Genomic DNA, 26425 nt, shown 5'->3' on the forward strand with positions numbered 1-26425 from the left:
TTGAGCCGCGAGCTGTTAAGTCTGACAGCCGCTGAACCTGACTTGTAAACGTTGACCATCCGGCATGACCAAACTACTACACCTTCTTTTCGTCCTCGGCACAACATGGGTTTTTGCCCAGGCACAGCCCCAACCCACCATCCTATCCGAACGGGAACGCGCCCGGGTAGTCGACGACATTCTGGAAGACCGCTTCACGAACCTGCTGCCACAGCTCATGCGTCGCGAAGGCATCGACATGTGGGTGATTATATCGCGGGAATACAACGAGGACCCCGTTCTGAAAACGATGCTGCCGTCGACCTGGCTGTCGGCCCGTCGGCGAACAATCATGGTCTTTTTCGACACCGGCAAGGAGCCGTCGGCCGATGCACCGGGGTCCGTCGAGAAGCTGGCCATTGCCCGCTACGACGTAGGCAATCTGCTCAAAGGCGCGTGGGACATCGACGTGCGGCCGAATCAATGGGACGCCCTGGTAGACATTATCCAGAAACGTAGTCCCAAAAAAATTGGCCTTAACATCTCCAGAAACTACGGTCATGCCGATGGGCTGAGCCATACGGAGTATGATGAATTTATGGCGAAACTGCCCGCCGACTTCCAGAAGCGCATCGTACCGGCCGAACGACTGGCGGTCGGCTGGCTGGAAACCCGAACGGCGAAGGAACTGGCCATCTACCCGCTGATCTGCCGGTTGTCGCACCAGATCGTTCAGGAGGGCTTGTCCGAGCAGGTCATCCAGCCGGGCGTCACCACGACCGACGATGTTGTGTGGTGGTTCCGGCAGCGCATTACGGAACTCGGCCTCGACACCTGGTTCCACCCGACGGTAGACGTACAGCGGGCAGACGACAAGAAGTTCGACCACTTGCGCACGTTTGCCAAGCGGCCTTCGGGCGAAGTGATCATGCCCGGCGACCTGCTGCACGTCGACTTTGGCATTACGTACCTCCGCCTGAACACCGACCAGCAGCAGCACGCTTACGTGCTCCGCCCCGGCGAAACGGAGGTACCAATGGCCATCCAGAATGCGTTTCAGCAGGGGAATCGGCTTCAGGACATTCTCACCGAACGCTTCCAGGCGGGCAAATCCGGCAATCAGTTGTTGAAAGAAGCCCTGGAGCAGGCCCAGAAGGAAGGCATCAAAGGGACAATTTACTCCCACCCCATTGGCGTGCATGGCCACGCGGCCGGCCCGACCATTGGCCTGTGGGATCAGCAGAAAGGCGTTCCCGGCCCCGGCGACTACCCGTTATTCGCCAACACGGCCTACTCGATCGAACTGAATGCTGCGGTTGAGATTCCGGAATGGAAGAAAACCGTCAGGATCATGCTGGAAGAAGATGGTACGTTCGATGGTCAGCGCTTTCAATACATCGACGGCCGCCAGACCGAAATTTACACGATTCCCAGAAAGCTGGGGTATGTGAAGTAGAGCTTGCTCCGATTCAAAACAACGTTTAGCGGCCTCTATATCATTACGTTAACATGGAAGCTATTTAGGATTGCATTCAGAGCGTGTTTTTTGTCATTCCGACGCAGCCGGCCGCCCGGCTGCGTCGGAATGACAAAAACGTCCGCTTCTTATTTTCTTTCCTTGAACCCTATACTGCTTCATGACATGGTAATTAAGCACAAATACAGTGTAGTCGTAATCGTTCTTCTTGGCGTACTCCTGTATTTGAAGCAATGCAATGGATCTTCGTTTGACGTTGACGACGTAGCTAAACGCCATAAATTCACCGTTAAGCCTACTAATTTCACTGTAACCATTGATGCTCCCGCTATCATCAGGGTGAAAGGCCACCTCGACGGCAAAGCAGTGGTCTTCATTCCCAATGGTACTCAAGACAGTAGCGGCCTACCAATTGGTAATGAGTTTTACACGCTGAAACTTCCTTCGGGCACTATCGATAAGCAAATGACCTGCGAAATGATACCGCAGGATTTTCCTTTGATTTACCAGCCAATAACCGCCAGTAAAGGCTCCCTGGTGATTGACGTTACTTTTTAATTGGGCGTTTCAGCAGTTGTAAGCTACGTGTTCACTTTCACTGCGAGAACGCCCACAACGCACAAAGCCAGGCTACGAGTGTCAGCACGCTTCGAACGTAATTGAGCGTAATCCACGCCCTGACCGACCGGCTGACGGTAGTCAGCGGACGGTTGTCCGATTTTTCGAGCCGGATAGCCATCGGAATAAAAAACGCGAACGTACTGACCCGTTCGGCCAGGGCAACCAATGCAGCGGCCAGCCACCAGTCCTGTCTGGGTGACGTTGCCTGCCAGGCCGCGACGAGATTCGCCAGCGTAATCAGCGTGAGCGGCCCCGTGGTGACGAACGCCCAGAATTTTCGGCCGGAGTCTACGGTCCGCATGGCATCCGTGTTGACGCGATAGCCGGTTCCGGCCGACTTAGAAAACCACTGTGGCAGAATGATGCGGGTCTCGTACAGACCCGCGCCGAAAGCCGTACCCAGGTTGATGATAAATAGGAGCAATAGGAGGTCAGCCGTAGTTGTCATACCGTAGTTGTTTACTAGCCAAGCAAGTTTTTTGGCTCAAACCTACGTGCTGGCTACGGCTGCTGCCGGCAAACCAGCGTCAACCCGGCAAAGGCAGGGATGAATTCGGGTTTCCGGGCGATGAATTTTTAAACCAGATGAATTTCATCCGGCTCAATCCGAATTGCCCGCTCTTTGTACAGCGCCCCAATCGCTTTCTTGAACGTCTTTTTGCTCATTTCGAGCGCCCGGTAAATCGCTTCGAAAGTGCTTTCGTCGTTCAGAGGCAGGAAACCGCCTGTATCATGCTCGAAGAAGACGGCTGCTTCGACGGTCAGCACTCTCGCTACATTGACAAGCAGCAGACCGGGATGTATACGATTTTCAGGAAGCTGGCGTATGTAAAGTGACGGCGACACGTCCGGCATTATGTAAGATTGTTCTGCTCTCTTTTCTCTGAAAACCCCATTGGGTACCATTGTAAAGACCAATGCGCTCTATCCGGAAAGTGGAGCCTGGAAAGCGCTTTTCACCCTATCACCGTCGCTTTGTTCAAAAAGGGCGACCGTATGCCTGACCTCCCCGGCCGGTTTAATAGCCTTTCATAGCAATGGTACTAAGCCCTGCGTATTTGTCAAACTGGTATACGCATAATCCCGGATTCACGGTAAGCCGTAAAATGAATAACCCAAAGTTTTATAACTTACGTTGATGCGAGCGTTTAGTCAAGCGATAAGCGCGACGTTAAATGAATGACGGGCTTGTTTTGTGTCTAATAATGGTAGAAAAGTTACGAGAACACATCCAAAAACGAGTACCGCTAACCGATGACGAGTTTGCGTTTGTACTCGCTCATTTTACGCTTAAAACGTATAAAAAGCATCAGTTCCTGATTCAGGAAGGCGAACCGGTAAGGTACGCCTACTTTGTGATCTCGGGGCTTTTAAAGCTGGTCTATACCGACGAAGCAGGCAAGCAGCACATCGTTTCGTTTGCCATGGAGGACTGGTGGGAAACCGATTTTCAGGCCTTCTTTGCCCAAAGCACAGCAACCCTGTCGGTGGAGTGCTTAGAAGACACGGTGGTGTTCTGCCTGTCGCTGGAAAACTATCATAAGTTATGCGACGGTCTGCAAAAGTTTGAACGCTTCTTTCTGCAATTAACCATTGCTGGTTCGATTGCGGCCCAACGACGCATCTTGTCTTTGCTTACTACCAAAGCCAAAGAGCGGTATGAGCAGCTACTCAACCAATATCCTACCTTAATTCAGCGGGTACCCAAGGCTTTACTGGCTTCCTACTTGGGTGTGTCGCGCGAAACCTTGAGTCGCTTTACTGATTAGTGTGATATACATCACGCCATAATTGTGCTATAGGTCACGGTCATACCCTGATCTGTTTCCAACCTTTGCCCTGTAAATTTTACACGGCAGGCATGAAACGCATGGCAACGATTTTAGCCCAAGCGCTTAGATCTACGCTGCCTGCATGGTTACAAACTAAACAAGTAAAGCAAATGGAAACAAGAATCATCAATCCCTGGCAATGGCAAGATCAGCTTAGCTATGTACAAGCTGTAGAAGTAATACAGCCAGTCGGCACGCTCTATGTTTCGGGGCAAGCTGCCGTACACGCGGACGGGCACTCCAGTACCGACGACATGCAAACCCAATTACTTCTGGCGATCCAAAATTTAGAACAAGTTATCAGCGAGGCTGGGTACGAATGCAAGAATATTGTGCGGTTAACGATTTACACCACTTCCCATGAAGAGTTCTGGCCCAACTTTCCTATTTTTCAAAATTGGATAGCCAAGCATGAAATAAAGCAAGCCACTACTTTACTGGAAGTAAAAAGTTTAAATGAAACCTTGAAAGTTGAACTGGAAGCGACGGTAGTTAAATAAGCATTGACACAGCCTGATAACGTCGGATGTAACTAACAAATGGGGTAAATACGTCACGGCCTGTCGATTAACCTCCCCTCTACTACAAATTTAGGACTTGACTATTTTTTGAACTATCGCACTTTAGGCTTACTGTAAGGTTATTCCAATGCCCAGATGTTGATCAATTTTCCGGTTGACATATACAATCAGCCTGTTCAAATAATATAGTTTATCGTCAGTGATTGCCTCAATACATTTGTTACATGATTCGGTTACGGAATGGAGAAAACTGTTTGGCGTGATTGTTTTTAACGAATGGCATGGCCAGAGTAGGCAACTCCTTAGATGTAACATAAATCATTTGAAAGTCAAACTCGAACCAATTGATATGAAAAAGACACTATCAAATTACCTAGTATAAATCCTGTTCATGGCATTATTAGATGTAGGTTCAATCTCCTCTTAATCATGCTTCATGATATCACTGAATGTGTGGTATTCAGTTGATATAAAGTTTTCTTAATGTCTGTAACCATGTTTAAAGCAGCAATAAATTTCTTAAGAGAAAATAACAAGCGGTTGATTGCATTGGCTTTGTTTTCCTTAATTTTTTACGGCTCACTTTTTTTCATGTCGTACGTGGTCAACCCAGCGCAAACCATACGAGATTTAACAAATCAGAGGAGTTTCCCTTTAAATATTCTGGCTTTCGTGATTGAGTCAGTGATTACTCATTACATTTTAATTTTTGAAGTAATACTTCCTGCCATGCGCAAAGAGCGCAGTCGCGGCAAGGTTTTAGTAATCGGGATACTTCTCTTTTTGGTAAAATTTGGCTTCAATTACTATTCCTTTTTAGTTGAGCGCAGGGATCAGGAGCGCAGCAGCACTTTGTCTTCTTCAACCGTTTTGACTGAGAACAGTGTTGTCTGGTTAATACTCATGTCTTATCTGTACGCCCTTGCTATTAGTTTTTCCGCAGCACTACTGGTCGAATGGGTTCAAAAAGGAAAAGAGCGTATCATGCTGGAGAAGCAAAAAACCGAAGCTGAACTTAGCACCCTCAAGCATCAGATCAATCCTCACTTTTTGTTCAATTCGTTGAGTTTTATCTACGGAAAGGTTATTAAACAAGATAAAGAAACGGCCGATTCGGTATTAATGCTGGCTAACATTATGCGGTATGCTTTGGGGAAAAGTACGGGTGTTGACGGCACGGTCAACATTATGGATGAACTGGAGCACATGAAAAATGTCGTTGAGATTAATCAGCGTCGCTATAACCACGAACTGAACATTTTTTATGAAGAACAGATTGACGATCAGTCAATCCGTATTGTGCCACTCGTGCTGATTACGCTGGTTGAAAATGCGTTTAAACACGGCGATTTACATGACCCTGAATATCCTCTGTTTATCAAAGTAGAAACCTCGATGAACGAGTTGTCTTTTGTCATCAGAAACAAAAAAGGGAAAGGCCACAAAGGGTTATCCAATGGCGTGGGTCTGCAAAACATCACTCAGCAGCTAAGTTTGATGTATGGTGAACGTTGTCGATTTTTAGTGGGAGAAGGCGACATGGATTTTAGTGTTTCATTAAACATATCATTTCCTGTATGATCGATTGCATCATAGTTGATGATGAGCAACACGCCATTGATCTGCTAAAAGAACATATTGATAAGGTGCATTTTTTGCGCCTGGTAGGAACGTCTACAAACCCAGTGAAAGGATTAGCAATGATCGCCGATCTCAAGCCCGGCCTTGTGTTTTTAGACGTACAAATGCCCAACCTTTCCGGCCTAGAAATGCTTAAACTTATTGGCAATGATTGTCATGTTATTATGACTACTGCTTATAAGGAATACGCGCTGGAAGGCTTTGAACATGCCGTGGTGGATTACCTGTTGAAACCAATCTCATTTCTCCGGTTTTTGAAAGCAGTTAACCGTTTATGGATCATCCATAATAGTATCCGCCCAGCCAATGAGCAAGATTATTATGTATTTGTAAAAACCGAGCAAAAGGGCAAGTTGCTAAAGATCGATTCTCGCCGGATTACTTACATTGAGAGCTTGAGTAATTATGCAACTATTCACATGGACGACCAGCGAAAGATCACGGCTTATCTTAAATTAAGAGAACTCATTGAGCATCTTTCTCCAATGGGTTTTGTCCGCATCCACAAGTCGTTTATTATTTCACTGAGTCATATAACCGCTATAGAGGGTAATCTGGTACGCATATTGAACGAAACGCAACCCGTTACGATTGGTGAAGCGTATAAAAAAGATTTTTTTGAGTTGATCAATGCTAAACTACTCTCCCTACCACCGGATAATTCAATGAATAGAGACGATTCATTTTGATTCTAGCTAAAGGTATTTATAGTAAATATCTTTTTTGTCTCACGACTACTCTTAGCCGTTACTGGGCATTCATTGAAAACAATGCCTAAAACATCGTAGCAAACAAGACAAATGGCTTGCCAGTCTAATAGCCTTTTTCGAGGCTAAATGCTACCCTATTAGCTAAAAATTAATGTTTAACTTAACAACTTATCAAAATCATGAAACGTGATTGCCTGCTATCAGTCCTAGCACTGATGCTACTCATATTCAGTGGAACAATTACCAATAGTTTTGCGCAGAGCAAAACGGACGCGGTCATTATGCTGGATGGAGAACGAAAAGAAGGGAAAGTCATCGAAATTCAAGCAAACACCGTCAAGTTTAAGTATGCTGGTGAGGAGCTTGAATACGAACTGCCAAAAGAGAAAATTAGTAAAATTCAATTTGCTACCGGCCGCCTTGAGGTGATTAATGAAGCTCCACAAACTGCCGCATCCTCCTCACAACCTGCTCGCTCTGCATCAGCCCGGGCGGACCGCAAAAACAAAATAGCGGTGTTGCCTTTTCTGTTTGTGACCAATGAACCCGGAGTACCATCCGATCAGATGAGCAAACGCTTGCAAGCCAATTGTGCCAGCTCCTTACGGCAGAATACCTCCAACATCATCGTGCAGGACCCGCTGACGACGAATCGGCTATTGGCAAAAAACAACATTGATATGAATGATGCTGCTGCGGTTGACCCTGAAGAGCTGGCAATCGTGCTTGGGGTGGAGTATGTCGTTATGGGTACGGTGGACGTAATGAACAAGGGCACGATCAGTACCGGGAGCGCGGCAACCACTTACAAGGACAAGGCAAGCCAAAACCGGAACAAAAACAGCAGAGACACAAAAGCGTCTGGTAGTGCCGTGACGAGTAACAATACCATTACAAATGCCAATTACGACACCAAGGTTGCCCTGACTATCTATACGGACCACGGAAGCACCTTCTACGACAAGTCCAGAAGTGCGCTTGGTAACCAGATCGATTCGTATTCGAATACGTTGGATTACCTCATCAAGCGTACCCCTTTCGGTACGAAGAGCCGATAATGAAGCCAATCAGACAAGTGGATGCTAAAATGTCCAGGGTTCCAACGGATTCATAAGCCCTTTCGTCCTGATAGTCCTGCTTTGATCACCCGTCATTCTTTTTCAATGAAAATCAGGTTTCAATCTTTCCTGGTGAAGCTTACCAAAACGAGTATCTCCACTACTGCTCCAGAAAATGGGGGCTATCGCCACAGTTTGTTTAGCTGATACAGGCTTTACACGGCGAAATCAGGCTGCTTTTTCCATGGTGTACTTCTAAAACACGCTACTACCAGCATTGACTAATGCCAGGTACTGATTGCGGTAATCGGCCAATCCGCCAATCTATGTCTACTTAATCCGGCCAATTTTTTTTTACACTCAAAACAAAGTTTCTGTTATGAAAACTATCCGAAGTTTCAGTGTCGTATTGGGCTTGTTGCTTATCTCGACATCCGCTTTTTCACAAGTCTCCGCCAATTTTGGTCCTAAGCTTGGCATCACCTACAGCCGGCTTTCATTCTCCGGTGCGGACAGGAAAATCAATAATCGGTATGCCACTGGTTTCCAGGGGGGGGCCTTTCTGCGCATCAATGCTGGCCGGTTTTACCTGCAGCCTGAAGCACTTTTCAACGAAAAGGGCAGCAAGATCTCTTTTGATGCCACTCCGGGCAATAGGATCGATGGAAAGGTAAAACTACAGTCCCTGGATATACCGCTATTGTTGGGGGTTAAGCTTATCGACGGCGAACTAATTAACTTACGGATCATGGCTGGTCCCATGTATTCGCGGCAATTGAAGGATGAGTCGGCCGTCTTGGAGAACCTTTCACCCAACTCACGTATTAAACGGGACCAGTATGGGTACCAGGCCGGGCTGGGGATAGACCTGGCCAACCTCACTCTTGAGGCCAGGTATGAAGGCGGCTTAGAGAAAATAGTCCCTGAGTTAGATGGCCGTCCCGGTTCATTCGCTTTCAGCGTAGGTTTCAAATTACTGTAGTCACCCGTCTGGGCTACTGCTTGAAAGTTAGATCCTAAGTGAGTTTTGGACCCACATTCAGAACTTATTTAGGATCAAATCTTTCCTGAGCCGTTTGGAGCCGCCTACGGCAAGGAGTAATAATGAATCAGCAGACAGGCGGCTCCACTTCATCAGTGTGTCCACTTAAACGTACCATGAGTACTAACACGCATTCCTATGTCAGAGGAAAATAAGGCTGTACTACTAAAAGCAAATGCCTGCGTCGCCCAGGGCGACAACGAAGGATTTCTGTCCTTTTGCACCGACGATTTGTCGTATGACTTTGTCGGCGACAGGACCCTGCAAGGCAAGGAAGCGGTTCGCGCCTACATGAAAGCGCAATACGTAGAACCACCGATGTTCACGGTCGACAATCTGATTGCCGAGGGGGACTATGTTACGGCGATTGGCTCAATCAGCCTCAAGGACGAAACCGGGGAAATGATTGAGTACGCCTACTGCGACGTGTGGCGTTTTCGCCAGGGCAAAATGGCCGAATTGAAAGCTTTCGTTATCAACACCTTTACTAAACAAGAATAAGTGTTATGAAAAATCTTAGATTACTTATGGCAGTTACTGCCTGCTCTTTACTTCTGCTTGCTGCTTGTGAAGAAGAAATAGATGGTCCGGTTTATAATCCGAACCCGGATTTAGCTGAAGTGGATTCAACTACCTGCGTTGACCCTCCTCTACGAAAATGGCTTTTTGATCAATATAAATATGGTTTTGGTAGTCTACCGTTAACTGTCATCGCTACTAATCCGGAGCTGAGCATGGATGCATTACCTCTTAATCACGCTGTGTATTTTGAAAACAGTGCTGTTAACCAATCTTTTGGTCTTAAGGGTGAATATACCAATCAGTTGAATAATAGCTTTAAAGATCTAAAGCGTTTTTGGGGTATCCAGCCGGACAACATCATTATGGTCGCAGCGCATGGTTCCGTGTTGCAAGACAGAAATAAGGTCTTTAAAACGTATAAAGCAATGGGCTATCCTGATGAGAAGGCTAATGACTATACGGATTCTATAGCCACATTACTTAAAACTTATCCGCAGTATCTTAACGGAGATCACCCTGCTTTTACTATTAATCAATATGCCGTCCCGGATACAACCTTTGCGGGTGTTGGGCAATCTCCGGCTAAAATTGTTATTGGTGATGGCAACTTGAAGGGTTTTGAGGGTATTGGGTATAGAGATTTCGCTCCGCAGGCTATTCTGGCCCATGAGGTTGGGCATCATCTTCAATATGATTTGGGTATATTGAAACCAGGTATGAAACTAATCCCGAAAACTGCCCGTCGCGTCGAGTTAATGGCCAATGCATACGCTGCGTACTACTTGTCGCACGCCCGGGAAGCAGCTTTGCAGGGAAAGAGCGTGCAACAAGTCTCGGATTTGTTATCTAATACTGGTGACTGTAGTTTTAAAGGTTCGTCGCACCATGGTACTCCTTCTCAAAACAAGGCAGCCGCCGAATGGGGGTATAACCTGGGGAAAGATGCGCAAAAACAAGGTCATATTTTATCCAGCCGGGAATTTGCGAGACTGTTTGATGCGGAACTACCAAACATTATTAAAAAATAATCTTTCTGATAACTGATAATAGCGAAGAAGGCGGATGCGCATCCGCCTTCTTTGTGGTAACAGAATAAGGTATGTGTCTTAGAAGATGTTGGGAAGTATTATTTGGCTCAAAATTATAATCGATTCAGCATCAAGGCACAACTAGCTCATAAAAGCCATGATTCAGCACTGTTGGCTGTATGCTCGTAATCTTTCGTAATCCTACAATTACGCTTTAACCAGTAGGCTATTCAGGCAACCATTGTGCTTCCATTTAACAAAGTAATGATAAACCGCTTGCGAGTGTGCATAGCAGGCCGGTAAGTTTCGCCACTGGCATCGCACCGGCGAACCGGCCAGGACGCAGAATATAAAAAATGGCATTGCTAACTTGCCGTAGGCAAAGTCGGCGTTTGCGTTGCGTGGGCAAGTGCTTTTCCATAACTTGCCACAGCGCCGGCTGCCCGGTGGGTGTCTGTAAGCTCATTAAATCGAGTGATCATACCGCACCGGCGGACCAGCTTCGTTGTCTAGCAACATAAAGGTAAGCAGACATCTACTTTTTTCATCCTCTTAAAAATTCCCCAACAACTCCTAAAAGCGAGTATTTTACGAAATTTGATGACCGCCAAATCAGTTCGGTTAAATGGCGGACAGATTTTTGCAAAACCACTCTATTTATGAAATAGATTAAAATGAAAAATAAGACCGTTCTGTACTAATAACGATGAAACAAATCATTAAAAAGAAACTTCCTCGTGGATTTCGGCACTTATTTTCAATTAAGGAAATTAGGGACATTCAAGAACAGATTGGTATACGCTTTGACCAAATCAGTTTTGGGCACTCACTAAATTCGGCTACCTATCAGCCAAATCAAGTTATTCAGAGCGCTTTTCATCCTGTTAGTGTCAGTGGATATCTGAATGAGGAAAATTGGCTCTTGCAAATTCATCAGAGTGGATTTCGAGACGAGTTATTACCAGCCGAGTTTAGAGTAGAAACCAAATTCAAAATAGTAGCTTTGTTATCGGCTTATTTGCTAAGAGTTGTCAATTCAAAAGAAACCGACTTTTTAAGAAGACCTCAACTAATGGTTGATGTTAGAATCAGAAATAATCAGGTTGAAATTGCTGTCCGCGAATCTAAATAAATTGTACTCTCAAAAGATATTGAGCTAGAAATCCAACAGACCATTCAGAGTATAATTTATTTACATCTAGTAAATGAGACATCTGTAAGCTGTTGTCCGCCAGCAGTGGCTGTGCCTGAAAGATTACTTATCAGACCATTTCTCTCATACCACAAGGAAGGACCAGCCCCAACCCGTAGGGCATGTCGATCACTTTTTAGCAGGTTATACATGAATGATAGATCAAGTGTAGTCAGTTGAGAACGGTCCCCAAGAAAGAAGAATTGATAGGAATTAAATTGCTGACGAATATATCTATTCGTATAACTGACTCCTGCTTCGGTAATCCATCTACTTTCAGCCAACCTTCTGGTGTAGATCAAGGAATATTTGGTAACCGGCGATTGTGACCGTTGATCAGCTTTTATATAAAGCGCTTCTATTTTAAACTGAACTGAATTCTTGTAGATAATCGTTTGAGCATTACTCCAATAAATGATGAATCAGAATAAAAGGCTGAAAAGTGGCTTCTTCATGTTTTGTTGAGTTTTAGCAGTAGCATTAAAGAGCCTAACGTTACTTCTTGAGCTGTTGTATGTGTTCTCATATGTTCACTTGACCCAAATATATACTAGAATTAGCGTCTAAGAAGCTATCCCTCTCAAATTAGATAAATTCCATCGGGCTCGATTCGGATTGCCCGCTCTTTGTACAGCGCCCCAATCGCTTTCTTGAACGTCTTTTTGCTCATTTCGAGCGCCCGGTAAATCGCTTCGAAAGTGCTTTCGTCGTTCAGAGGCAGGAAACCGCCTGTATCATGCTCGAAGAAGACGGCTGCTTCGACGGCCAGTGCTTTTGCTATATCGCCAGGCAGCAGATAAAGACTTATACCATTCTCAGAACGCTGGCGTATGTGAGTGTAGGTTATGAAAGCCAAGGCACCGTACCAACCACCAGGGTTAGCTAAAACCAAGAAAGCGCTTATTAATTTAAATGAGGCTTTCTAAGAATTTTATCTTTACGTGATGTGAGTTATGCAACGGGTCCGGGAAATGTACAAGGTTTATTTAACTATAGATTTTGTACTTCTTGTAGAATAATAAAAGAAGCGTTAGTGAGCTGATGTATATCTAGGCTTATATAAGTTGAAATAGTTCAGATAGTAATGGTTAGTTACTTCCTGCGGTTATGGCCTTTTCAATTTTCGCGGCAACGCCCTGACTGGGCCGATCAGCGAAGTTTTCGATAATGTTTCCGTCTGGACCAATCAGCACATAATGAGGGTATGTGCTCACTATATATTTTTCAGTCAACGTTTTTGTCCAGGCACGATTAGCATATAAATCAATGGTTTTTAAACCAAACCGTTTCGAGGCTGCTTTCCACTTGGGCAATTGTTGGTCATCGGCGGCTCCCGGAGTACCGATGCAGATACTAACAATTTTAACTGGTTTGCTCTTGAATTGCTCAACCAGTTTGTTTTCATAAGGCATCTCCTTAATGCATCCCCCACAGGTCGTGAACCAGAAACTTAGGTATACTACCTGACCTTTATACTGACTGAGCGTTATCAGAGAATCATTCGCATCGACTAACGCGAAATTGGGGGCTTTGTCACCGGACCGAAGCACTTTCACACTACTACTAGCGCGTTGTTTAATGTAATCGACCAAGTATTGATGTTGAGTAGGAAATTGTTCTTTAAACTTTGTCTCAACCCAATTTGGATTGTCTACTGAGCCGCTTAGCTCCCAGATTTCAAAAAAAGATCCTGCATTTTGCCCTAATTCCTTTTTGGCATAATCAATCAGGGCTTGTAATGAAGGTTTTTGTTCAGATTGACGTATTTCCCAGAAGAGTTGTTCACGTAAGAATCGTAGGTAGTCATACTGGTATATTGCAGTCTGATTATTTACCTTGATTCGTTTTTTAAACGCGTAATATGAAGCCGGAATCACCTGCTTTTTCTTTTGATAGTCGGTCTGGTACCAAACCATATACACCCTAAGCCAAGCGTCTGAATAATTTAGGGCATTTGTTTCGTACGTTTTGAACCAATCGGGTAACGTGTGCTTCTTCTGATAATCCATCCAGAACTGATACTGTTTCTGGTAGGTTTCATCCATCATTTTTTTAAAAGGAACGAGATTGGCAGCCCGCATTCCCTCGTTCATACTAGCTTGCAGAGGATCATCCAGCAATCGCGTCTTGGCTTGATAATACTGTTGAATTTCCTTGTTTTTGCCCTCGAAGGCGACAGATGGCTGATTAGGGTTCTTACCGTGTTTCGCTAAAATGAAAAGATTAACTGTATCACCAGGAGCCCCAACGATCTGATACGTGGAATCGGCAATCGTGATGAACGATTTGCCTACAGTTCTGGATGGGCTATTTAGAAAAATCTCGTTTCGGTTAATTGTTATAGAGTCTCGAACAGAACTTACATCATACTGGGGGAAGCTATGATAGGTATCTAACTTTACAGGAAGAGTTTCAGCTTGTGGCACCGACTTAATGTGCACCGTAAGCACCCCTGCAAGATCCAGTTTCGGAAGCGGTGCCTCTTTAGACTGGGCCACACAGTTGGTTAAACTAAAAACGAGCATGAAAGCAGTCGGTAATGATTTCATTTGAGCTCCAGTTTAAGTGTCGTAACAAAGACTATCAAATTTAAACTAAATATTTAGTTTAGCAGTATTTTTTGTTTAATTCTGATAGAGCAAGTGTTTCTATCACCCTGTATCCGTCCCCTAAATTAATGCACCATATTCCGTATGCTACTGGAATAGGTTTACAAAGGGGGACAAAGTTAGCTCGCAGGCTGGTATTGCACATTTCCGTACCGTATCTTTTTGTAAGGGTACCACTTCAGCCGGTGATAACCTGCTCGATTATGCGCCTGGTCAGGCGTCAGATAGTTCAATGACGCGTGCGGACGCAACGAGTTATACGCTCGGACCGCCTGCTCGACGGCCGCTTCGGCGGCTGCAAACGTAGCGAAGCCCTGCAGCCTGAAGTCTTCCTTCAACGAACGGATCACCCGCTCGGCCAGCGCATTCTCGTTGGGATCACCCGACTCGGTCATACTGATGGTGATCCTGGCCTTACTCAACCGGTCTACATAGGCTCCAGAACAATATTGAACGCCCCGGTCGGAGTGGTGAATCAGAGCGTGGCTGGTTTTGCCACGACTGGAAAGAGCCATCTCCAGAGCCGCTACCGGGCCTTTGGCTTCCAGAGTTCTATGGCATGACCAGCCCACAATCCGGCGCGAGTAAGCATCCATCATCACCGATAGATACGCGAAGCCAAACCCCGCCCGAATGTAGCTCAGATCACTCACCCACACTTGGTTAGGCTGGTCGGGTTTGACATCCTTCACCTGATTGGGATACGTTGCTAAGTCATGTTGGGAATGGGTCGTCCGGACCCGGCAACGCTTTCTGGTTAACAATAACCCGTTCATCTTTAGCAAATTATGCAATTTATCGCGCCCTAGCTTGATTTGATGAGAAGCCAGGAAGTCCAGCATCAATTCATATAATTTAGTCGTTCCCAGGCCCGCAACCTGTCTTCGCAATCGTTTGACTTCAGCCAGTACAATCGCAGCCTGAAAGCCTTGTTTTTCCTCACGCCGGGTAGCCGCATACCAGGCTTGTCGTGTCAGCCCAAACAATCCACATAACTGCTCCATGCCCACCAGGGGATAGCGACGAGTCAGTTGGTCGATGGTTTGGTGCCAGACTTTTTTAAGATCGGGATCTGAAACTGCTTTTCAGCAATTTGGATGGCCGTTTCGAAGGCCTCGGCTTTGCGTTTAAGCAGCTTGTTCTCGGCTTCGGTAGCGGCCAGCCGCTCCTCGAGGGCTTTGACGTAAGCCGGTTGGTTGTGCTTTTTCATGGATTTATAACAGCGATAGGGGTATAAATAAGGCGCTAATCGGTGCTTGAAATACCATCGGTTCAACTGACGTAATTCAGTCAGCGAGATGTGCAGGTAGTGCTGGATGTGGGCAGGCTAAGCGATTTCGGCTCGATAGACTTCAACGACCCTTCGCTTGAACTGAAGCGAATTTCGACTTTTTTTATTTCGTTGTAATACGCTAATATACATAAGCTTACTGATTTAGTGTACACTGAAATCAGTAGCATACGAGTAGTTTTATAACTACCATTATGTTATTCAATTAAAGTGAGAAATCTAGTCAAATGCTCTACTATTCAGTTATTTTAAAAGTCATATTAATTTCGTTCGCAATAATTACCAATAGCTTTTGCGCGAATTGCTGGGTCAACCTCTGAAAATAAAGTAGTTGTTTTGACTTGGTACTTCTGCAACATCAAAAATTCTTCACTCCACTGCTTTGTCTGATACTGAGTATAATCTAAACCTAATTTGCGCATCCATTCCATCGTGATTCGATGATGAACGAAAGCCACATTGAAATGCGTTAACCAGCCCAAGTGCTTAACCTGTTCGTAAGTCGCATATTCTTTATAATAATCTGCTAGTGCCCCTCCCCAATAAACTACCCAAGTTGCATCTTGAGGTATCTTGTCATAGTCAAAAGGCTCATCTGACTGGTTGTTGAGGATTTTAGATTCTGGAAGTAAATGATCAAAGGGAATAAGAGGTAAATAACCTACGGCTTTCCATCGGACTTCACCTTTTCGTTGAGGAGGAGTACCCATAGATAACAGATGACTTGTCAGCAAGTCAAACTGTTGGAAATGCTCAAGTTCAAACTTTTTGAGGGCAACTTCTGAGCGATAATCTAATATCTTCAACAAGAATGACGGTGATACATGACCTAATTGATTGGGGTCAATTGTTTGTACATAAGCATATCCTAATTGATTAGTTAGAGGTACTTCCCACACTAACCCTTGATAGCCGTTTTCTAGCTTCATCGAAAACCGAAATTTGTTGTATAAGTGGCGTGGCTGTTGCAAAAGTAACTCCTTAGGAGAATAGTAGGTTAAAAGCTTATGCTCGGCTATCATCCATCGAATACCTCGCTGGTTAAACTCCTGCCAGCCCACCACTTCTACCTCCAACTGCTACAGGAGGTCGACTTTAGCTTCATCAGACCCCTGTTTGAGCCCTTTTATAGCACCATTGGAAGACCCTCCATCGATCCAGTGGTGTTCGTTAAGCTTCTGCTGGTGGGCCACTTTGAGAACATCACTTCGGATCGTAAACTAATGGACTTGGCTAAACTGCATCTGGGCATCCGCACCTTTGTTGGGTACGGGTTGGAACAGCCCTTGCCCTGCCACAGCACCCTGTCACGGACCCGCCAGCGTATCCCGACTTCGATTTTTGAAACTTGCTTCAGCCACATCGTCGGCTTGTGCGTCCACAAAGGGCTCGTCAGCGGCCACACCCAGGTGATTGATTCAGCTTACATCAAAGCCAATGCGTCCATGAGTCGGCTTAAGCCTAAGCCTGCCGTCTGGTCGTCGGAGGCCAATCCCAGGTTAAGTAAGCCAAACGCCCCTCGGCTAACCGCTTCAGCGGACCGCTTACAGCACATCCACCGGTTTCACAAAAACATCCTGAAAGCAGCGCCTGACAAAGCAGGGCAACTCGTCAGCAATCTCACTCATTATAGTCCGACCGATCCCGATGCCCGCATTGCCTTCAAAACAGGCAAACCCCGCCAGTTAGCCTACATGGCTAATGTGAGCGTAGATGTAGCCCAATATGTAATTACTCATATTGAGGCCGGCCGGGCAGACTGGCGTGATAGCCGGTATCTTTTATCAATTGTCGATACCACACAAGATCGATTGAAAGCGTTTGGCGTTGCCATGAGCAACGTCGTGGCTGATGCTGGTTATTGTTCAGGGGAAAATTATGAACAACTCGAACTCCGAGCACTGACTGGTTTTATTCCTCCCCACGGGAAGTACAAGGTCGAGCGTTCAGATTTTACTTACGATGTCGTCAGCGATAGTTATACCTGCAGTCAGGGTAAACGATTGGCCTTTGATCGACTAGTCGTTGATAAGCAAGGCAATCCCAAGAAGCGTTATCTAGCTAAAGCATCTGATTGTAAGAATTGTCCTCTCAGCAAGCAGTGTAAGGGTAAGAAAGCGAAGGAAAAGCGGTTGCATCACACCTACTACAAAGCTCAGTACGAGCGCATGATAGGTCGGTTATCGAGTCGGTTCGGCAAGCGGATGATGCGCGTGCGGTCGGCGACGGTCGAGCCGGTCTTAGGTAGTCTGATCAACTACTATGGCCTACGTCAAATCAATACTCGAAGCCGTGAAGCCGCAGTTAAGGTAATGTATGTGGCGGCTATGGCCTACAATCTAAAGAAGTACCTACGCTTTACGCCCTGTGAACAAAGCGGAATGGTAATTGCCCTACCAATACCTGATCAATTATCTTTTGTATTGATCTACTTTTGCAACAGCCACTGGCTTTATGTTAACCTACAGCTAATATATGATAAATGTACTGCTTCCGGAAAACCATATTCTCCTTCAAACCAACCGAATTCCATCGGGCTCGATTCGGATTGCCCGCTCTTTGTACAGCGCCCCAATCGCCTTCTTGAACGTCTTTTTGCTCATTTCGAGGGCTCGGTAGATCGCTTCGGGGGCGCTTTCGTCGTTCAGGGGCAGGAAACCGCCTGCCGCTTTCAGCTTGTCCAGGATAAGCTGTGCATTGGGCTCAATGCCTTCATAGCCCGGCTTTTGCAGGGTAACGTCAGCTCGCTTATCAGGGCGGATGGTTTTAATGTACCCCTCCAACCGGTCGCCTACAGTTACGCGTTTGAACAGTTCGTTGGCGTACAGAAGACCCCGGTACTGGTTGTTGATGATGACGTTGTAGCCAAGATCCGTTCGCTCATACACCATCAGGTCCACGGTCTGCCCGGCTTCCAGATCGGAGGCATCGTCGTCGAGAAAGGAGTTGATCCGGCTGGATGCCACCAGCCGCCCCGTATCCCGGTCGAGGTAAAGAAATACGACGTACCGCTGCCCGACCTTCATCGGTAGCTGCTGCTCTTTCAGCGGCACGAGCAGGTCTTTTTCCAGTCCCCAGTCGAGGAACGCGCCGAAATTCGTCACGGATACAACTTCCAGGAAGCCAAATTCATCGCGCTCCACATACGGCCGGCGGGTCGTGGCAACGGGTCGGTCTTCGGAATCGGTGTAGACAAATACGTCGATCATGTCGTCGATCCGCAGCGTTTCCGGTACGTATTTATTGGGCAACAATATGTCGTTCCCGTCCCGATCGCCCAGAAAAACGCCGACGCTGGTTTCCCGCAGCGCCCTTAACCGATTCATTTGTCCAATTCTAATCATGTGGTGTCAACAACAATACGCAGGTCCTGTTTGGCCGCGAACCGGTGCAAAGTTCGCTAATTTCGGCGGTGAATGGTACGTTCGCCTACGCCTTTTCGCGGCTTCCGGCTCTCGAACGGACACCCGGGCCGGCTGCCCGTTCCTCACGAATTTGTAAACAGCTTGCTCAAAATGGGGGTTATCCATTAGGTAGAGGTTTTTCACTATTTTTCCGGACATTTTTGCCGACAGCACTTTACATTATGGCTAAACAAAAACCCGCAACCGACGACGTATCCACCTCGACGCATCCCAAAACGGCCAGTCGGGCCCGCAAGCTCAAAGCAGCCGACGACGCCGTTCAGGCCGCTGTCGTTCACGCCCAGACGACGCCCGAACCGACGGTATGGGAGCAACCAGCCCCTCAATCAGGGATGTATTCCCGCTTTACCGACTTCGACATCTATCTCTTTCGGGAAGGTAAACACACCCGGTTATACGAGAAATTCGGCTGCCACGTGGTGGAGCATAACGGCGTCATCGGAACGTATTTCGCCGTATGGGCACCCTCGGCGAAATACGTATCGGTGATCGGTAATTTCAACACCTGGGACCGGGGTACACACGCCATGAATGTCCGTTGGGACAGTTCGGGAATCTGGGAAATTTTCATTCCGCACATCGGCCGGGGTGAGGTATATAAGTACTTCATCGTTCACGAAAGTGGCCGCGAGCTTGAGAAAGGCGACCCCTACGCCCACCGCTGGGAACTACCCCCGCAGACGGCGTCGGTGGTGTGGGATACCTGGTACGAGTGGAACGATCAGGCGTGGCTGGACAACCGCCGGAAAGCCAACGCGCTCAACGCGCCGATCTCGGTCTATGAAGTGCACCTGTCGTCCTGGCGACGCGACCCGTCGGACCCGGACCGCGAACTGACGTACCTCGAAATTGCCGATGCGCTCGTCCCCTACGTCAAAGACATGGGCTTCACGCACGTCGAGTTCATGCCGGTCATGCAGTACCCGTACGCGCCGTCGTGGGGCTACCAGATCACGGGCTACTACGCGCCCAGCAGCCGTTTTGGTACCCCGCAGGAGTTCATGACCCTGATTGAACGGCTGCACCAGGCCGGCATTGGCGTGTATCTCGACTGGGTGCCTTCGCACTTCCCCGGCGATGCCAACGGGCTGTACGAGTTCGACGGTTCGCACCTGTACGAACACCCCGACCCGCGCAAAGGCTACCACCCCGACTGGAAAAGCTATATTTTCAATTATGGCCGCAACGAAGTCCGTTCGTTTCTGCTGTCGAACGCGCTGTTCTGGCTCGACCGCTTTCACGCTGACGGGCTGCGGGTCGATGCCGTAGCATCGATGCTGTATCTCGACTACTCCCGGAATGCGGGCGAGTGGGAGCCAAACGTATTTGGTGGCCGCGAAAACCTGGAAGCCATCTCACTCTTTAAAGAGATTAACCAGGCCGTTTACCGGGAATTCCCGGATGCGCAAACCGTAGCCGAAGAATCGACGGCCTTTCCCGGCGTATCGCGACCAGTGTTTGCGGGCGGACTGGGCTTCGGTATGAAGTGGATGATGGGCTGGATGAACGACACCCTCCGGTACTTCGAGCGCGACCCGGCTTTCCGCAAGTACCACCAGGACGAATTTACGTTCAGTACCGTCTACGCCTTCACCGAAAACTTTATGCTGCCGCTGTCGCACGATGAGGTGGTGTACGGTAAAAAATCGCTGGTGTATAAAATGCCAGGCGACGAATGGCAGAAGTTTGCGAACCTGCGGCTGCTCTTCAGCTACATGTTTACCCACTCGGGGACCAAACTGCTCTTCATGGGCGGGGAATTCGGCCAAACCCACGAGTGGAAATACGACGTTAGCCTGGACTGGCACCTGCTGGAGTTTGCACCCCACAAAGGCATGGCGGCCTGCGTAAAAGCACTCAACAACCTGTACCGGACAGAGCCGGCACTCTATGAGAAAAACTTTTCGTCGGAAGGGTTCGAGTGGATCGACACCACCGACCGCACGAACAGTGTCCTGACCTACGCCCGCAAGGGAGAACGCCCGGAAGATACGCTGCTGATCGTGCTGAACATGACCCCGGTTCCGCGGCCGGACTACCGCATCGGCGTACCGACGGAAGGCGCCTACCGGGAAATCTTCAACAGCGACGCGCGGGAGTTCTACGGCAGTGGCGTTGTCAACGCTGAGCCGATCCCATCCGAAGCGGAAAAATGGCACGGCCGGGCCCAGTCGATCTGCCTGAACGTACCACCCCTGGGGGCCGTGGTACTGAAAATTAACGACTGACGAACCCGCTCATGTGGTTAATTGGCTGGCGGGAAATGGATGCTACGATAATATTCGTTGCCAGACGCTCCGGCTAACCAATTAACCACACAACCATTTGCCTATCTTTGCCCGCTTGAACGACCTGATACGTTTGCATGAGAAAAATCCTGGTTGCGTTTTTTACCACCATCGCTCTTCACACCTACGCCCAATCGCCCGTTGCCAGTCGTATTCGCAGTGGCTTCGATGTGGGACTTGCTATTAAAAATGACTACTACAATCCTTCGATTACCTACTACCAGCTAATCAACCTCGGCGACCAGCGGCTGTTTTCGCTGGGCTGGACCGGTCGGCTGGGCGCTTTCTACGGCGACAACCTGAACTATTACACCGCCCCGGCCCAACTGACGCGGGGTCAGGCCGGTTTAGGCTCACTGGGCAAACCCCTCATTGTGCAGAACATTGATACGGTCCGGTTCGACTACGTCACGATGACGTCGTTCAACCTGGGCCTGCGGGCGCAGTTCAATCTCGGTCTCGTGGAGGTGGGTGCCAGTGCCGATCTTCTGGGCATTACGCTGCTGCGACGCTACCGGACGGGCCGCTACCGGTCATCGACTGGTGCCTTCTCCACCATTGACTCGCTGAACCGCGAGGTCCAAAGACCGTTTCAGGGGCCGGATGCTTTTCAGGGGTCGAGGCCCCAGCGCTGGAACCTACGGCTGCTGGGTGACAACGACTACGGGATGCTGGCAACCGAAGTGTACGCCCGGATCCGAATCAATCAGCGGTTTGCGGTCAAAGCGGGGTATCAGTGGCTCACGACCGAGATGGTTGTCGACAACCGGGATGTTATTGCCGATAATAATCGGTTCCGCAACCGCACCGGTTTCCCCTACATCGCCCTGACCTTACCGATCTTTCATTGAGTAAAGAGTGAATGAGTGAAAGACTGGGCGGTGAATGAGCGAATTTAGCCAGATACATTCCATTTTCGTTCCGGTGATCCGACTCGACTCTTTCGCTCTTTCACTCATTCACTCTTTCGCTCATTATTCACGCTTCCACTGCTTTCAAGTCGAAGTACGTTTCGAAGATTGCCTTGCCCACTTCGTTGGTACGGAGCTGGAAACGGTCGAGGTACTGGTGCAGGCCCATTTTAAAGATGTCGGCCGGCTCATTGAACTCAATATCGGTGCGGAGTTTACTGATCGTTCGTTCGGCAATGTTGCCAAAGCCGTGGCTGATGTTATTGCCGGAAATCTCATACAGCGAGAGTTCGGCCTGGCGGATGCAGTGGAACACCGCCCGCGGAAACATCTTGTCCAGAATCAGGAATTCCACAATGTTGGTGGGTGTCAGGGTCCGGTACTGCTGGCGGTGCATGTTGTAGGCACTCACCGATTTCAGCACCGCCGACCAGATCATCAGGTCGATAGTCGAGCCTACCGAGTCTGCCTCCGGCATCAGGGTGAAATACTTCACGTCGAGAAACCGCGACGTTTTATCGGCCCGTTCCAGAAAGCGCCCCATCCGCCCGAAATGCCAGGCTTCGTTGCGCGTAATGGTCGCGTCGATAATGCCATACAACAACTGCGTACCATTCCGGATGTCGGTAAAAAAACTCTGCGTGCGGTTCTGGCTCCAATCCTGATGCGGGCCCGTATCGCGTACCATCAGGTAAAACTGATTCAGGTGCTCCCACATCTCCTTTGAAATCACTTCCCGGATGGTGCGGGCGTTTTCGCGGGCATTGCTCAGACACGACACGATCGAATTCGGGTTGCGTTTGTCGAACGTCATGAACTCGATCACATTCTCGCGGGTCGGTTCGGCGTAGAATTGATAGAACAGGGAATTATCGGCGGTAGCGATGAGCAGCGGTTCCCACTGCTGGTCAACGTTGGGGGGCAGATCGAGGGCCAGGTTAAAATTAACGCTCATGAACCGGGCGTAATTTTCGGCCCGTTCCACGTAGCGATGCATCCAGTAAACCGAATTAGCAACACGGCTCAGCATAAGCGGTAGGCAAGAGGGTACGCAACAAAAATAATACGGCGGCTACGTTTCACAAGTGATGTTTTTTTGATTACCATAAAGTACAAAATAATCTTTGTTTAAGCACGTATTCTCCCAAAGGATTGCACTTTTGTCCAAATCAGGTATGTAGCAGGCTCTGCAACCGGGGTACGGTAATCTGGTTGTACGTATCAATGACCAGGTCAGCGTGTCGTGTATCTTTTTCCTGGCCGTTTGTTGTCAGCGCTACCACCCGCATGCCAGCGGCCCGGGCGGCTTCTACCCCCGCCTGCGAATCCTCAAAGACGATGCACCGGGCCGGATCAGCCTTCAGTTTACGGGCAGCTACCTGGAAAATGGCCGGGTCAGGTTTGCCGATTGTTACGTCGCGGTCGCAGACGATTGCGTCGAAATACGCGTCAATCGGTACGTGCCGGAACAGAAACCGGACGTTCATCATCGGCGCCGACGTAGCCAGCGCCGTCGACAGCCCCGCGTCTTTCACCTGCTTCAGGAAAGAAACCAGTCCGCGAATCGGCTTGATCGTCGGCTCGAACAACTGCTGAAACAGCGACTCTTTCTGTTGCTTGAGGGCCGTAATTTTCTGAGGGCTTAACTGGTCGCCCAAAAAATGCTTTAGAATATCGGGGTTCGAACGACCGGCAATGTAGCGCTCAAAATCGTCGTCCGTGATTTTAAGATCAAAACGGGTAAAGAACTGCCGGTAGGCTTCTTTATGCGTTGGATTGCTGTCAATCAACGTACCGTCCATGTCGAAAATCAAGGCCAGCTCCGGCGGTTTTCTGCGAGTCATAGCGTCTTTATCCTGTAACGTATTTATTAAAAACCCTCTCCATTAAACCATGAAGAAAGGCAACCTGACGTTTTTTCTGAGCCTGTTATCGTTAGTAGCCGTGTCGGCCATTACCGCCCTGGCTGCCTCCACGCCCAAAAAACCCAAGAAACCCAGCGACCGACTCTACGAAATGCGGATTTACTACCCAACACCCGGTAATTACGCAGCCATTGTCGATCGCTTCCGGCAGTATACCACCAAGTTGTTCGACAAGCATGGCATGACCAACATCGGCTACTGGACCCCGACCGACACGAGCCGCCAGGAACTGGTTTATATTCTCTCCTACCCCGACCGGGCCGCCCGCGACGCGTCGTGGAAAGCGTTTGGCAGCGACCCCGAATGGAAAGCCGTAGTGGCTAAAACGGAGGCCAACGGCAAAATTGTGGCGCGTGTTGATCAGATCTTCATGAACGAGTCCGACATTTCGCCGGCCATCAAAACCCAGGCGAAGTCGCCCGAGCGGGTTTTTGAACTGCGTACGTACACCGCCACGCCCGGCAACCTGAACAACCTGATCGACCGCTTCCGCAACCACACCATCAAGCTCTTCAGCAAACACGGTATGGAGCATGTTGGTTACTGGACAACGGTTGAAAAGGATCCCGGCACCCAGTCCAAACTGGTTTATATACTGGCGCACCCGAGCGAAGCGGCCGGTAAGCAGCACTTCGATGAGTTCCGTAAAGACCCCAAGTGGGTAAAGGCTAAGGAAGAATCGGAAAAAAACGGCCCGCTGACGGTTAAAGTCGAGTCGGTGTACATGAAACCGACGGATTATTCGCCCATAAAATAAGTCTGGACCTGGATTTATCTGATTTAACGAAATACCCTGATTTTGCTCAGCGTAGGGTGGGCAAAATCAGGGTATTTCGTTACATACTGACTGCGTCTGCTTATTCAGTATCAGGTTGAAAGAGCGATCCGTTATGAAACATAACGTCTTGATTAGGCTACTAACGCAGACCGGATTTATTGATACGCTGCTAACGGTTTGCTTATTTGCGTTTCGACGTAAGCTGTTTTTTATAAGCCCTCAGAAATAGTAGTCAACCAGAAGTGATGCCTGATGCAGATACTGCCAGGTATACCGGGCAGAGACGCCGTATTTCTGCCTGCGCTGCCAGCCAGCCTCAACCAGGCTACCTAAACCACTGCTGGTAAACTTCGCAGGTTCTGCATAACGGACCATTTTGCCTAAATACACGGAAGTAGCCGTTTTTGTGGCATATAAATCAATTGATGAGGTGTAATCGGCCTGCGCAAAGCCGTAATTTAACCGACCGCCAATAAACCAGCTCGCCTTATTTGTGTACCAGTACTTACGGCCTAACAAGCCAATCTGAACAATTGACACTTGCTCTTTGACAGTCCCAACGAATCGAATAGGCTCTTGTTTTGGTACACTGAATATGATATTTGACTGATCTCTATAATTGTATTGATCCGTGAAAGCATTCGTAGTACCCCCTGCCACAAGATCTCGGGTGTACTGTGCAGAGAGGTACGTAATATGCCCACCCCAGGATACGTTTCCCCTTGCCGAGGGTTTTTCCAGCCCGAGCGTTGCTATGTATCCTATGTTTGTTCTGGTCCGGCTTCCCTGATCGCTAAAATCATAATTCGGTGAGCCTCCAAAACTTCCCGACGACTCAACCACCTTGCGGGTGTACAATCCCTTGGTTTCACGAATAGTGGGCGACGGAATAACTACCGTGCTAACGCCAACCTGCGTAAAGAACCTGACGGGCCGACGAATTGAGGCCGGATACACAACGGCCCGGGAACCCGACTGTTGACGAAACCTACAATCATTATACGCTGAAACCGCCCTTGCCAGCGCTTCTCCGTTGAAAGGAAACGGCTGCATTACGTTTGTGCCTTCATTACAGTCGGCCAATACCTGATTAATTACTTTCAGATACTGCTTATTGGTCTTCAAAAACCGCTGGCCCTGAACGACTACCTCTTCTTTAAGCATCGTTAACTCAACGAGCGTATCCCGGGCGGCCAGATAATACCGTTCGCGGCCAAATGGTTTATGATTATCCGTGTAGAATTGAGCGCTTCCTTCAACCAACTTTTGCAAAAATAGCGGCCGACCATCTACTACCTTGCGCTCGAACAGTAAGTCATTAACGCGAAACGCGATCAGGTCCTTTACCTCGTACCGAACAGGCTTTTCTTGACAAGAAGCCTTAAAATGAATGAGCTGGTTTGTAAAATCCAGACGGATACACCCTTTAACCGTGTCCTTGGATGGCAATACGATTGCGGCAGGTGAATAGAATTGGGCATTGACCTGAACAAACAGGTGAGCTAATAAAACAGCCAGTAAACAACTTTTCATGGAGTGGAATTCAATCAGCACAGTACGGTGAGGACTATACAA

The 26425-nt window shown here is 48.1% G+C and carries 24 protein-coding genes and 2 pseudogenes; 15 read left to right on the forward strand and 11 right to left on the reverse strand.

Features of this window, described 5'->3' with window-relative positions:
* The first annotated feature begins 64 nt into the window (after positions 1-64).
* Together DYU11_RS26730 and DYU11_RS26735 are read left to right on the forward strand one after the other, a co-directional pair.
* A complete protein-coding gene (locus DYU11_RS26730; RefSeq protein ID WP_119670797.1) occupies positions 65-1435 on the forward strand; it encodes a M24 family metallopeptidase in 1371 nt (456 codons plus the stop codon).
* A 129-nt stretch (positions 1436-1564) separates the two neighbouring features.
* Entirely contained in the window at positions 1565-2014 is a 450-nt protein-coding gene (locus DYU11_RS26735) for a hypothetical protein (protein ID WP_158600370.1), read from the forward strand.
* Positions 2015-2051: 37 nt separating this feature from the next.
* On the opposite strand, the gene DYU11_RS26740 is transcribed toward DYU11_RS26735, so the two are convergent.
* Both DYU11_RS26740 and DYU11_RS33995 read right to left on the reverse strand, forming a co-directional pair.
* A complete protein-coding gene (locus DYU11_RS26740; RefSeq protein WP_119670799.1) occupies positions 2052-2525 on the reverse strand; it encodes an anthrone oxygenase family protein in 474 nt (157 codons plus the stop codon).
* Between the two features lie 128 nt (positions 2526-2653).
* On the reverse strand, positions 2654-2923 hold the full coding sequence (locus DYU11_RS33995) for a hypothetical protein (protein WP_374756004.1): 270 nt from the start codon (positions 2921-2923) through the stop codon (positions 2654-2656).
* A gap of 359 nt (positions 2924-3282) precedes the next feature.
* Here DYU11_RS33995 and DYU11_RS26750 point away from each other — a divergent pair, with 359 nt between their 5' ends.
* The 9 genes from DYU11_RS26750 (at position 3283) to DYU11_RS26800 (ending at position 11563) form a co-directional block, all read left to right on the forward strand.
* Positions 3283-3846: a Crp/Fnr family transcriptional regulator gene (locus tag DYU11_RS26750; RefSeq protein WP_119670800.1), complete on the forward strand. Its 564-nt coding sequence runs from the start codon at positions 3283-3285 to the stop codon at positions 3844-3846.
* Between the two features lie 101 nt (positions 3847-3947).
* The gene (locus DYU11_RS26755) at positions 3948-4409 is read left to right on the forward strand and encodes a RidA family protein (RefSeq protein WP_229366065.1); all 462 of its coding nucleotides are present in this window, start codon (positions 3948-3950) and stop codon (positions 4407-4409) included.
* Between the two features lie 516 nt (positions 4410-4925).
* The gene (locus tag DYU11_RS26760) at positions 4926-6011 is read left to right on the forward strand and encodes a sensor histidine kinase (protein ID WP_158600371.1); all 1086 of its coding nucleotides are present in this window, start codon (positions 4926-4928) and stop codon (positions 6009-6011) included.
* Positions 6008-6760 carry a LytR/AlgR family response regulator transcription factor gene (locus tag DYU11_RS26765; RefSeq protein ID WP_119670802.1) on the forward strand — a complete coding sequence of 251 codons (753 nt, stop codon included), beginning with the start codon at positions 6008-6010 and terminating at the stop codon, positions 6758-6760. The genes DYU11_RS26760 and DYU11_RS26765 overlap by 4 nt, the downstream gene beginning before the upstream one ends.
* 200 nt (positions 6761-6960) lie before the next feature.
* Positions 6961-7839 carry a hypothetical protein gene (locus DYU11_RS26770; protein ID WP_147368043.1) on the forward strand — a complete coding sequence of 293 codons (879 nt, stop codon included), beginning with the start codon at positions 6961-6963 and terminating at the stop codon, positions 7837-7839.
* Positions 7840-8218: 379 nt separating this feature from the next.
* Complete coding sequence (locus tag DYU11_RS26775) at positions 8219-8821, forward strand: porin family protein (protein WP_119670804.1); 603 nt, start codon at positions 8219-8221, stop codon at positions 8819-8821.
* Between the two features lie 198 nt (positions 8822-9019).
* On the forward strand, positions 9020-9382 hold the full coding sequence (locus tag DYU11_RS26780; protein WP_119670805.1) for a nuclear transport factor 2 family protein: 363 nt from the start codon (positions 9020-9022) through the stop codon (positions 9380-9382).
* A 5-nt stretch (positions 9383-9387) separates the two neighbouring features.
* Positions 9388-10431: a hypothetical protein gene (locus tag DYU11_RS26785; protein ID WP_119670806.1), complete on the forward strand. Its 1044-nt coding sequence runs from the start codon at positions 9388-9390 to the stop codon at positions 10429-10431.
* A 706-nt stretch (positions 10432-11137) separates the two neighbouring features.
* Entirely contained in the window at positions 11138-11563 is a 426-nt protein-coding gene (locus DYU11_RS26800) for a hypothetical protein (protein WP_119670809.1), read from the forward strand.
* 640 nt (positions 11564-12203) lie between these two features.
* Here DYU11_RS26800 and DYU11_RS26805 read toward each other — a convergent pair.
* The 5 genes and pseudogenes from DYU11_RS26805 to DYU11_RS26825 all read right to left on the reverse strand — a co-directional run.
* Positions 12204-12350 (reverse strand): annotated as a pseudogene (locus DYU11_RS26805) (GntR family transcriptional regulator); the annotation flags it as partial.
* A 361-nt stretch (positions 12351-12711) separates the two neighbouring features.
* Complete coding sequence (locus tag DYU11_RS26810) at positions 12712-14172, reverse strand: TlpA family protein disulfide reductase (protein WP_119670810.1); 1461 nt, start codon at positions 14170-14172, stop codon at positions 12712-12714.
* Between the two features lie 179 nt (positions 14173-14351).
* Positions 14352-15236 (reverse strand): IS3 family transposase, encoded by an 885-nt coding sequence (locus tag DYU11_RS26815; RefSeq protein ID WP_119670811.1) that lies wholly within the window; start codon positions 15234-15236, stop codon positions 14352-14354.
* A 23-nt stretch (positions 15237-15259) separates the two neighbouring features.
* Entirely contained in the window at positions 15260-15442 is a 183-nt protein-coding gene (locus tag DYU11_RS26820) for a hypothetical protein (RefSeq protein ID WP_119670812.1), read from the reverse strand.
* A 341-nt stretch (positions 15443-15783) separates the two neighbouring features.
* Entirely contained in the window at positions 15784-16599 is an 816-nt protein-coding gene (locus DYU11_RS26825; RefSeq protein WP_147368044.1) for a hypothetical protein, read from the reverse strand.
* Here DYU11_RS26825 and DYU11_RS26830 point away from each other — a divergent pair.
* Positions 16531-17979 (forward strand): annotated as a pseudogene (locus DYU11_RS26830) (IS1182 family transposase); the annotation flags it as partial. The gene DYU11_RS26825 and the pseudogene DYU11_RS26830 overlap by 69 nt on opposite strands.
* A 57-nt stretch (positions 17980-18036) precedes the next feature.
* Here the strand turns inward: DYU11_RS26830 and DYU11_RS26835 are convergent.
* On the reverse strand, positions 18037-18867 hold the full coding sequence (locus DYU11_RS26835; protein ID WP_119670814.1) for a CvfB family protein: 831 nt from the start codon (positions 18865-18867) through the stop codon (positions 18037-18039).
* 242 nt (positions 18868-19109) lie between these two features.
* Here DYU11_RS26835 and glgB point away from each other — a divergent pair, with 242 nt between their 5' ends.
* Positions 19110-21176 carry a 1,4-alpha-glucan branching protein GlgB gene (glgB, locus tag DYU11_RS26840; RefSeq protein ID WP_119670815.1) on the forward strand — a complete coding sequence of 689 codons (2067 nt, stop codon included), beginning with the start codon at positions 19110-19112 and terminating at the stop codon, positions 21174-21176.
* A gap of 137 nt (positions 21177-21313) precedes the next feature.
* Positions 21314-22087 (forward strand): hypothetical protein, encoded by a 774-nt coding sequence (locus DYU11_RS26845; RefSeq protein WP_119670816.1) that lies wholly within the window; start codon positions 21314-21316, stop codon positions 22085-22087.
* Between the two features lie 127 nt (positions 22088-22214).
* Here the strand turns inward: DYU11_RS26845 and DYU11_RS26850 are convergent, their stop codons facing one another.
* Together DYU11_RS26850 and DYU11_RS26855 are read right to left on the reverse strand one after the other, a co-directional pair.
* On the reverse strand, positions 22215-23177 hold the full coding sequence (locus DYU11_RS26850) for an alpha-E domain-containing protein (RefSeq protein WP_119670817.1): 963 nt from the start codon (positions 23175-23177) through the stop codon (positions 22215-22217).
* 139 nt (positions 23178-23316) lie between these two features.
* Positions 23317-23991, reverse strand: coding sequence for an HAD family hydrolase (locus DYU11_RS26855; protein WP_119670818.1), 675 nt, complete (start codon positions 23989-23991; stop codon positions 23317-23319).
* Between the two features lie 49 nt (positions 23992-24040).
* Between DYU11_RS26855 and DYU11_RS26860 the strand changes: the two genes are divergently transcribed.
* Positions 24041-24829, forward strand: coding sequence for an NIPSNAP family protein (locus tag DYU11_RS26860; RefSeq protein WP_119670819.1), 789 nt, complete (start codon positions 24041-24043; stop codon positions 24827-24829).
* 240 nt (positions 24830-25069) lie between these two features.
* Here DYU11_RS26860 and DYU11_RS26865 read toward each other — a convergent pair whose 3' ends face one another.
* Positions 25070-26383 (reverse strand): hypothetical protein, encoded by a 1314-nt coding sequence (locus tag DYU11_RS26865; protein WP_147368045.1) that lies wholly within the window; start codon positions 26381-26383, stop codon positions 25070-25072.
* Between the last annotated feature and the right edge of the window lie 42 nt (positions 26384-26425).

The organism is Fibrisoma montanum (assembly GCF_003583365.1).
GTDB lineage: Bacteria > Bacteroidota > Bacteroidia > Cytophagales > Spirosomataceae > Fibrisoma > Fibrisoma montanum.

What these genes read in the sequence shown, in the direction of transcription:
- DYU11_RS26800 (WP_119670809.1), top strand. Translation starts at nt 11,138, where the DNA reads ATGAAACAAATCATTAAAAAGAAACTTCCTCGTGGATTTCGGCACTTA.
- glgB (WP_119670815.1), top strand. Translation starts at nt 19,110, where the DNA reads ATGGCTAAACAAAAACCCGCAACCGACGACGTATCCACCTCGACGCAT.
- DYU11_RS26750 (WP_119670800.1), top strand. Translation starts at nt 3,283, where the DNA reads ATGGTAGAAAAGTTACGAGAACACATCCAAAAACGAGTACCGCTAACC.
- DYU11_RS26850 (WP_119670817.1), bottom strand. Translation starts at nt 23,177, where the DNA reads ATGCTGAGCCGTGTTGCTAATTCGGTTTACTGGATGCATCGCTACGTG.
- DYU11_RS26770 (WP_147368043.1), top strand. Translation starts at nt 6,961, where the DNA reads ATGAAACGTGATTGCCTGCTATCAGTCCTAGCACTGATGCTACTCATA.
- DYU11_RS26735 (WP_158600370.1), top strand. Translation starts at nt 1,565, where the DNA reads ATGACAAAAACGTCCGCTTCTTATTTTCTTTCCTTGAACCCTATACTG.
- DYU11_RS26760 (WP_158600371.1), top strand. Translation starts at nt 4,926, where the DNA reads ATGTTTAAAGCAGCAATAAATTTCTTAAGAGAAAATAACAAGCGGTTG.
- DYU11_RS26755 (WP_229366065.1), top strand. Translation starts at nt 3,948, where the DNA reads ATGGCAACGATTTTAGCCCAAGCGCTTAGATCTACGCTGCCTGCATGG.
- DYU11_RS26730 (WP_119670797.1), top strand. Translation starts at nt 65, where the DNA reads ATGACCAAACTACTACACCTTCTTTTCGTCCTCGGCACAACATGGGTT.
- DYU11_RS26780 (WP_119670805.1), top strand. Translation starts at nt 9,020, where the DNA reads ATGTCAGAGGAAAATAAGGCTGTACTACTAAAAGCAAATGCCTGCGTC.
- DYU11_RS26810 (WP_119670810.1), bottom strand. Translation starts at nt 14,172, where the DNA reads ATGAAATCATTACCGACTGCTTTCATGCTCGTTTTTAGTTTAACCAAC.
- DYU11_RS26740 (WP_119670799.1), bottom strand. Translation starts at nt 2,525, where the DNA reads ATGACAACTACGGCTGACCTCCTATTGCTCCTATTTATCATCAACCTG.
- DYU11_RS26820 (WP_119670812.1), bottom strand. Translation starts at nt 15,442, where the DNA reads ATGAAAAAGCACAACCAACCGGCTTACGTCAAAGCCCTCGAGGAGCGG.
- DYU11_RS26835 (WP_119670814.1), bottom strand. Translation starts at nt 18,867, where the DNA reads ATGATTAGAATTGGACAAATGAATCGGTTAAGGGCGCTGCGGGAAACC.
- DYU11_RS26860 (WP_119670819.1), top strand. Translation starts at nt 24,041, where the DNA reads ATGAAGAAAGGCAACCTGACGTTTTTTCTGAGCCTGTTATCGTTAGTA.
- DYU11_RS26845 (WP_119670816.1), top strand. Translation starts at nt 21,314, where the DNA reads ATGAGAAAAATCCTGGTTGCGTTTTTTACCACCATCGCTCTTCACACC.
- DYU11_RS26815 (WP_119670811.1), bottom strand. Translation starts at nt 15,236, where the DNA reads ATGGAGCAGTTATGTGGATTGTTTGGGCTGACACGACAAGCCTGGTAT.
- DYU11_RS26785 (WP_119670806.1), top strand. Translation starts at nt 9,388, where the DNA reads ATGAAAAATCTTAGATTACTTATGGCAGTTACTGCCTGCTCTTTACTT.
- DYU11_RS26775 (WP_119670804.1), top strand. Translation starts at nt 8,219, where the DNA reads ATGAAAACTATCCGAAGTTTCAGTGTCGTATTGGGCTTGTTGCTTATC.
- DYU11_RS26855 (WP_119670818.1), bottom strand. Translation starts at nt 23,991, where the DNA reads ATGACTCGCAGAAAACCGCCGGAGCTGGCCTTGATTTTCGACATGGAC.
- DYU11_RS26865 (WP_147368045.1), bottom strand. Translation starts at nt 26,383, where the DNA reads ATGAAAAGTTGTTTACTGGCTGTTTTATTAGCTCACCTGTTTGTTCAG.
- DYU11_RS26765 (WP_119670802.1), top strand. Translation starts at nt 6,008, where the DNA reads ATGATCGATTGCATCATAGTTGATGATGAGCAACACGCCATTGATCTG.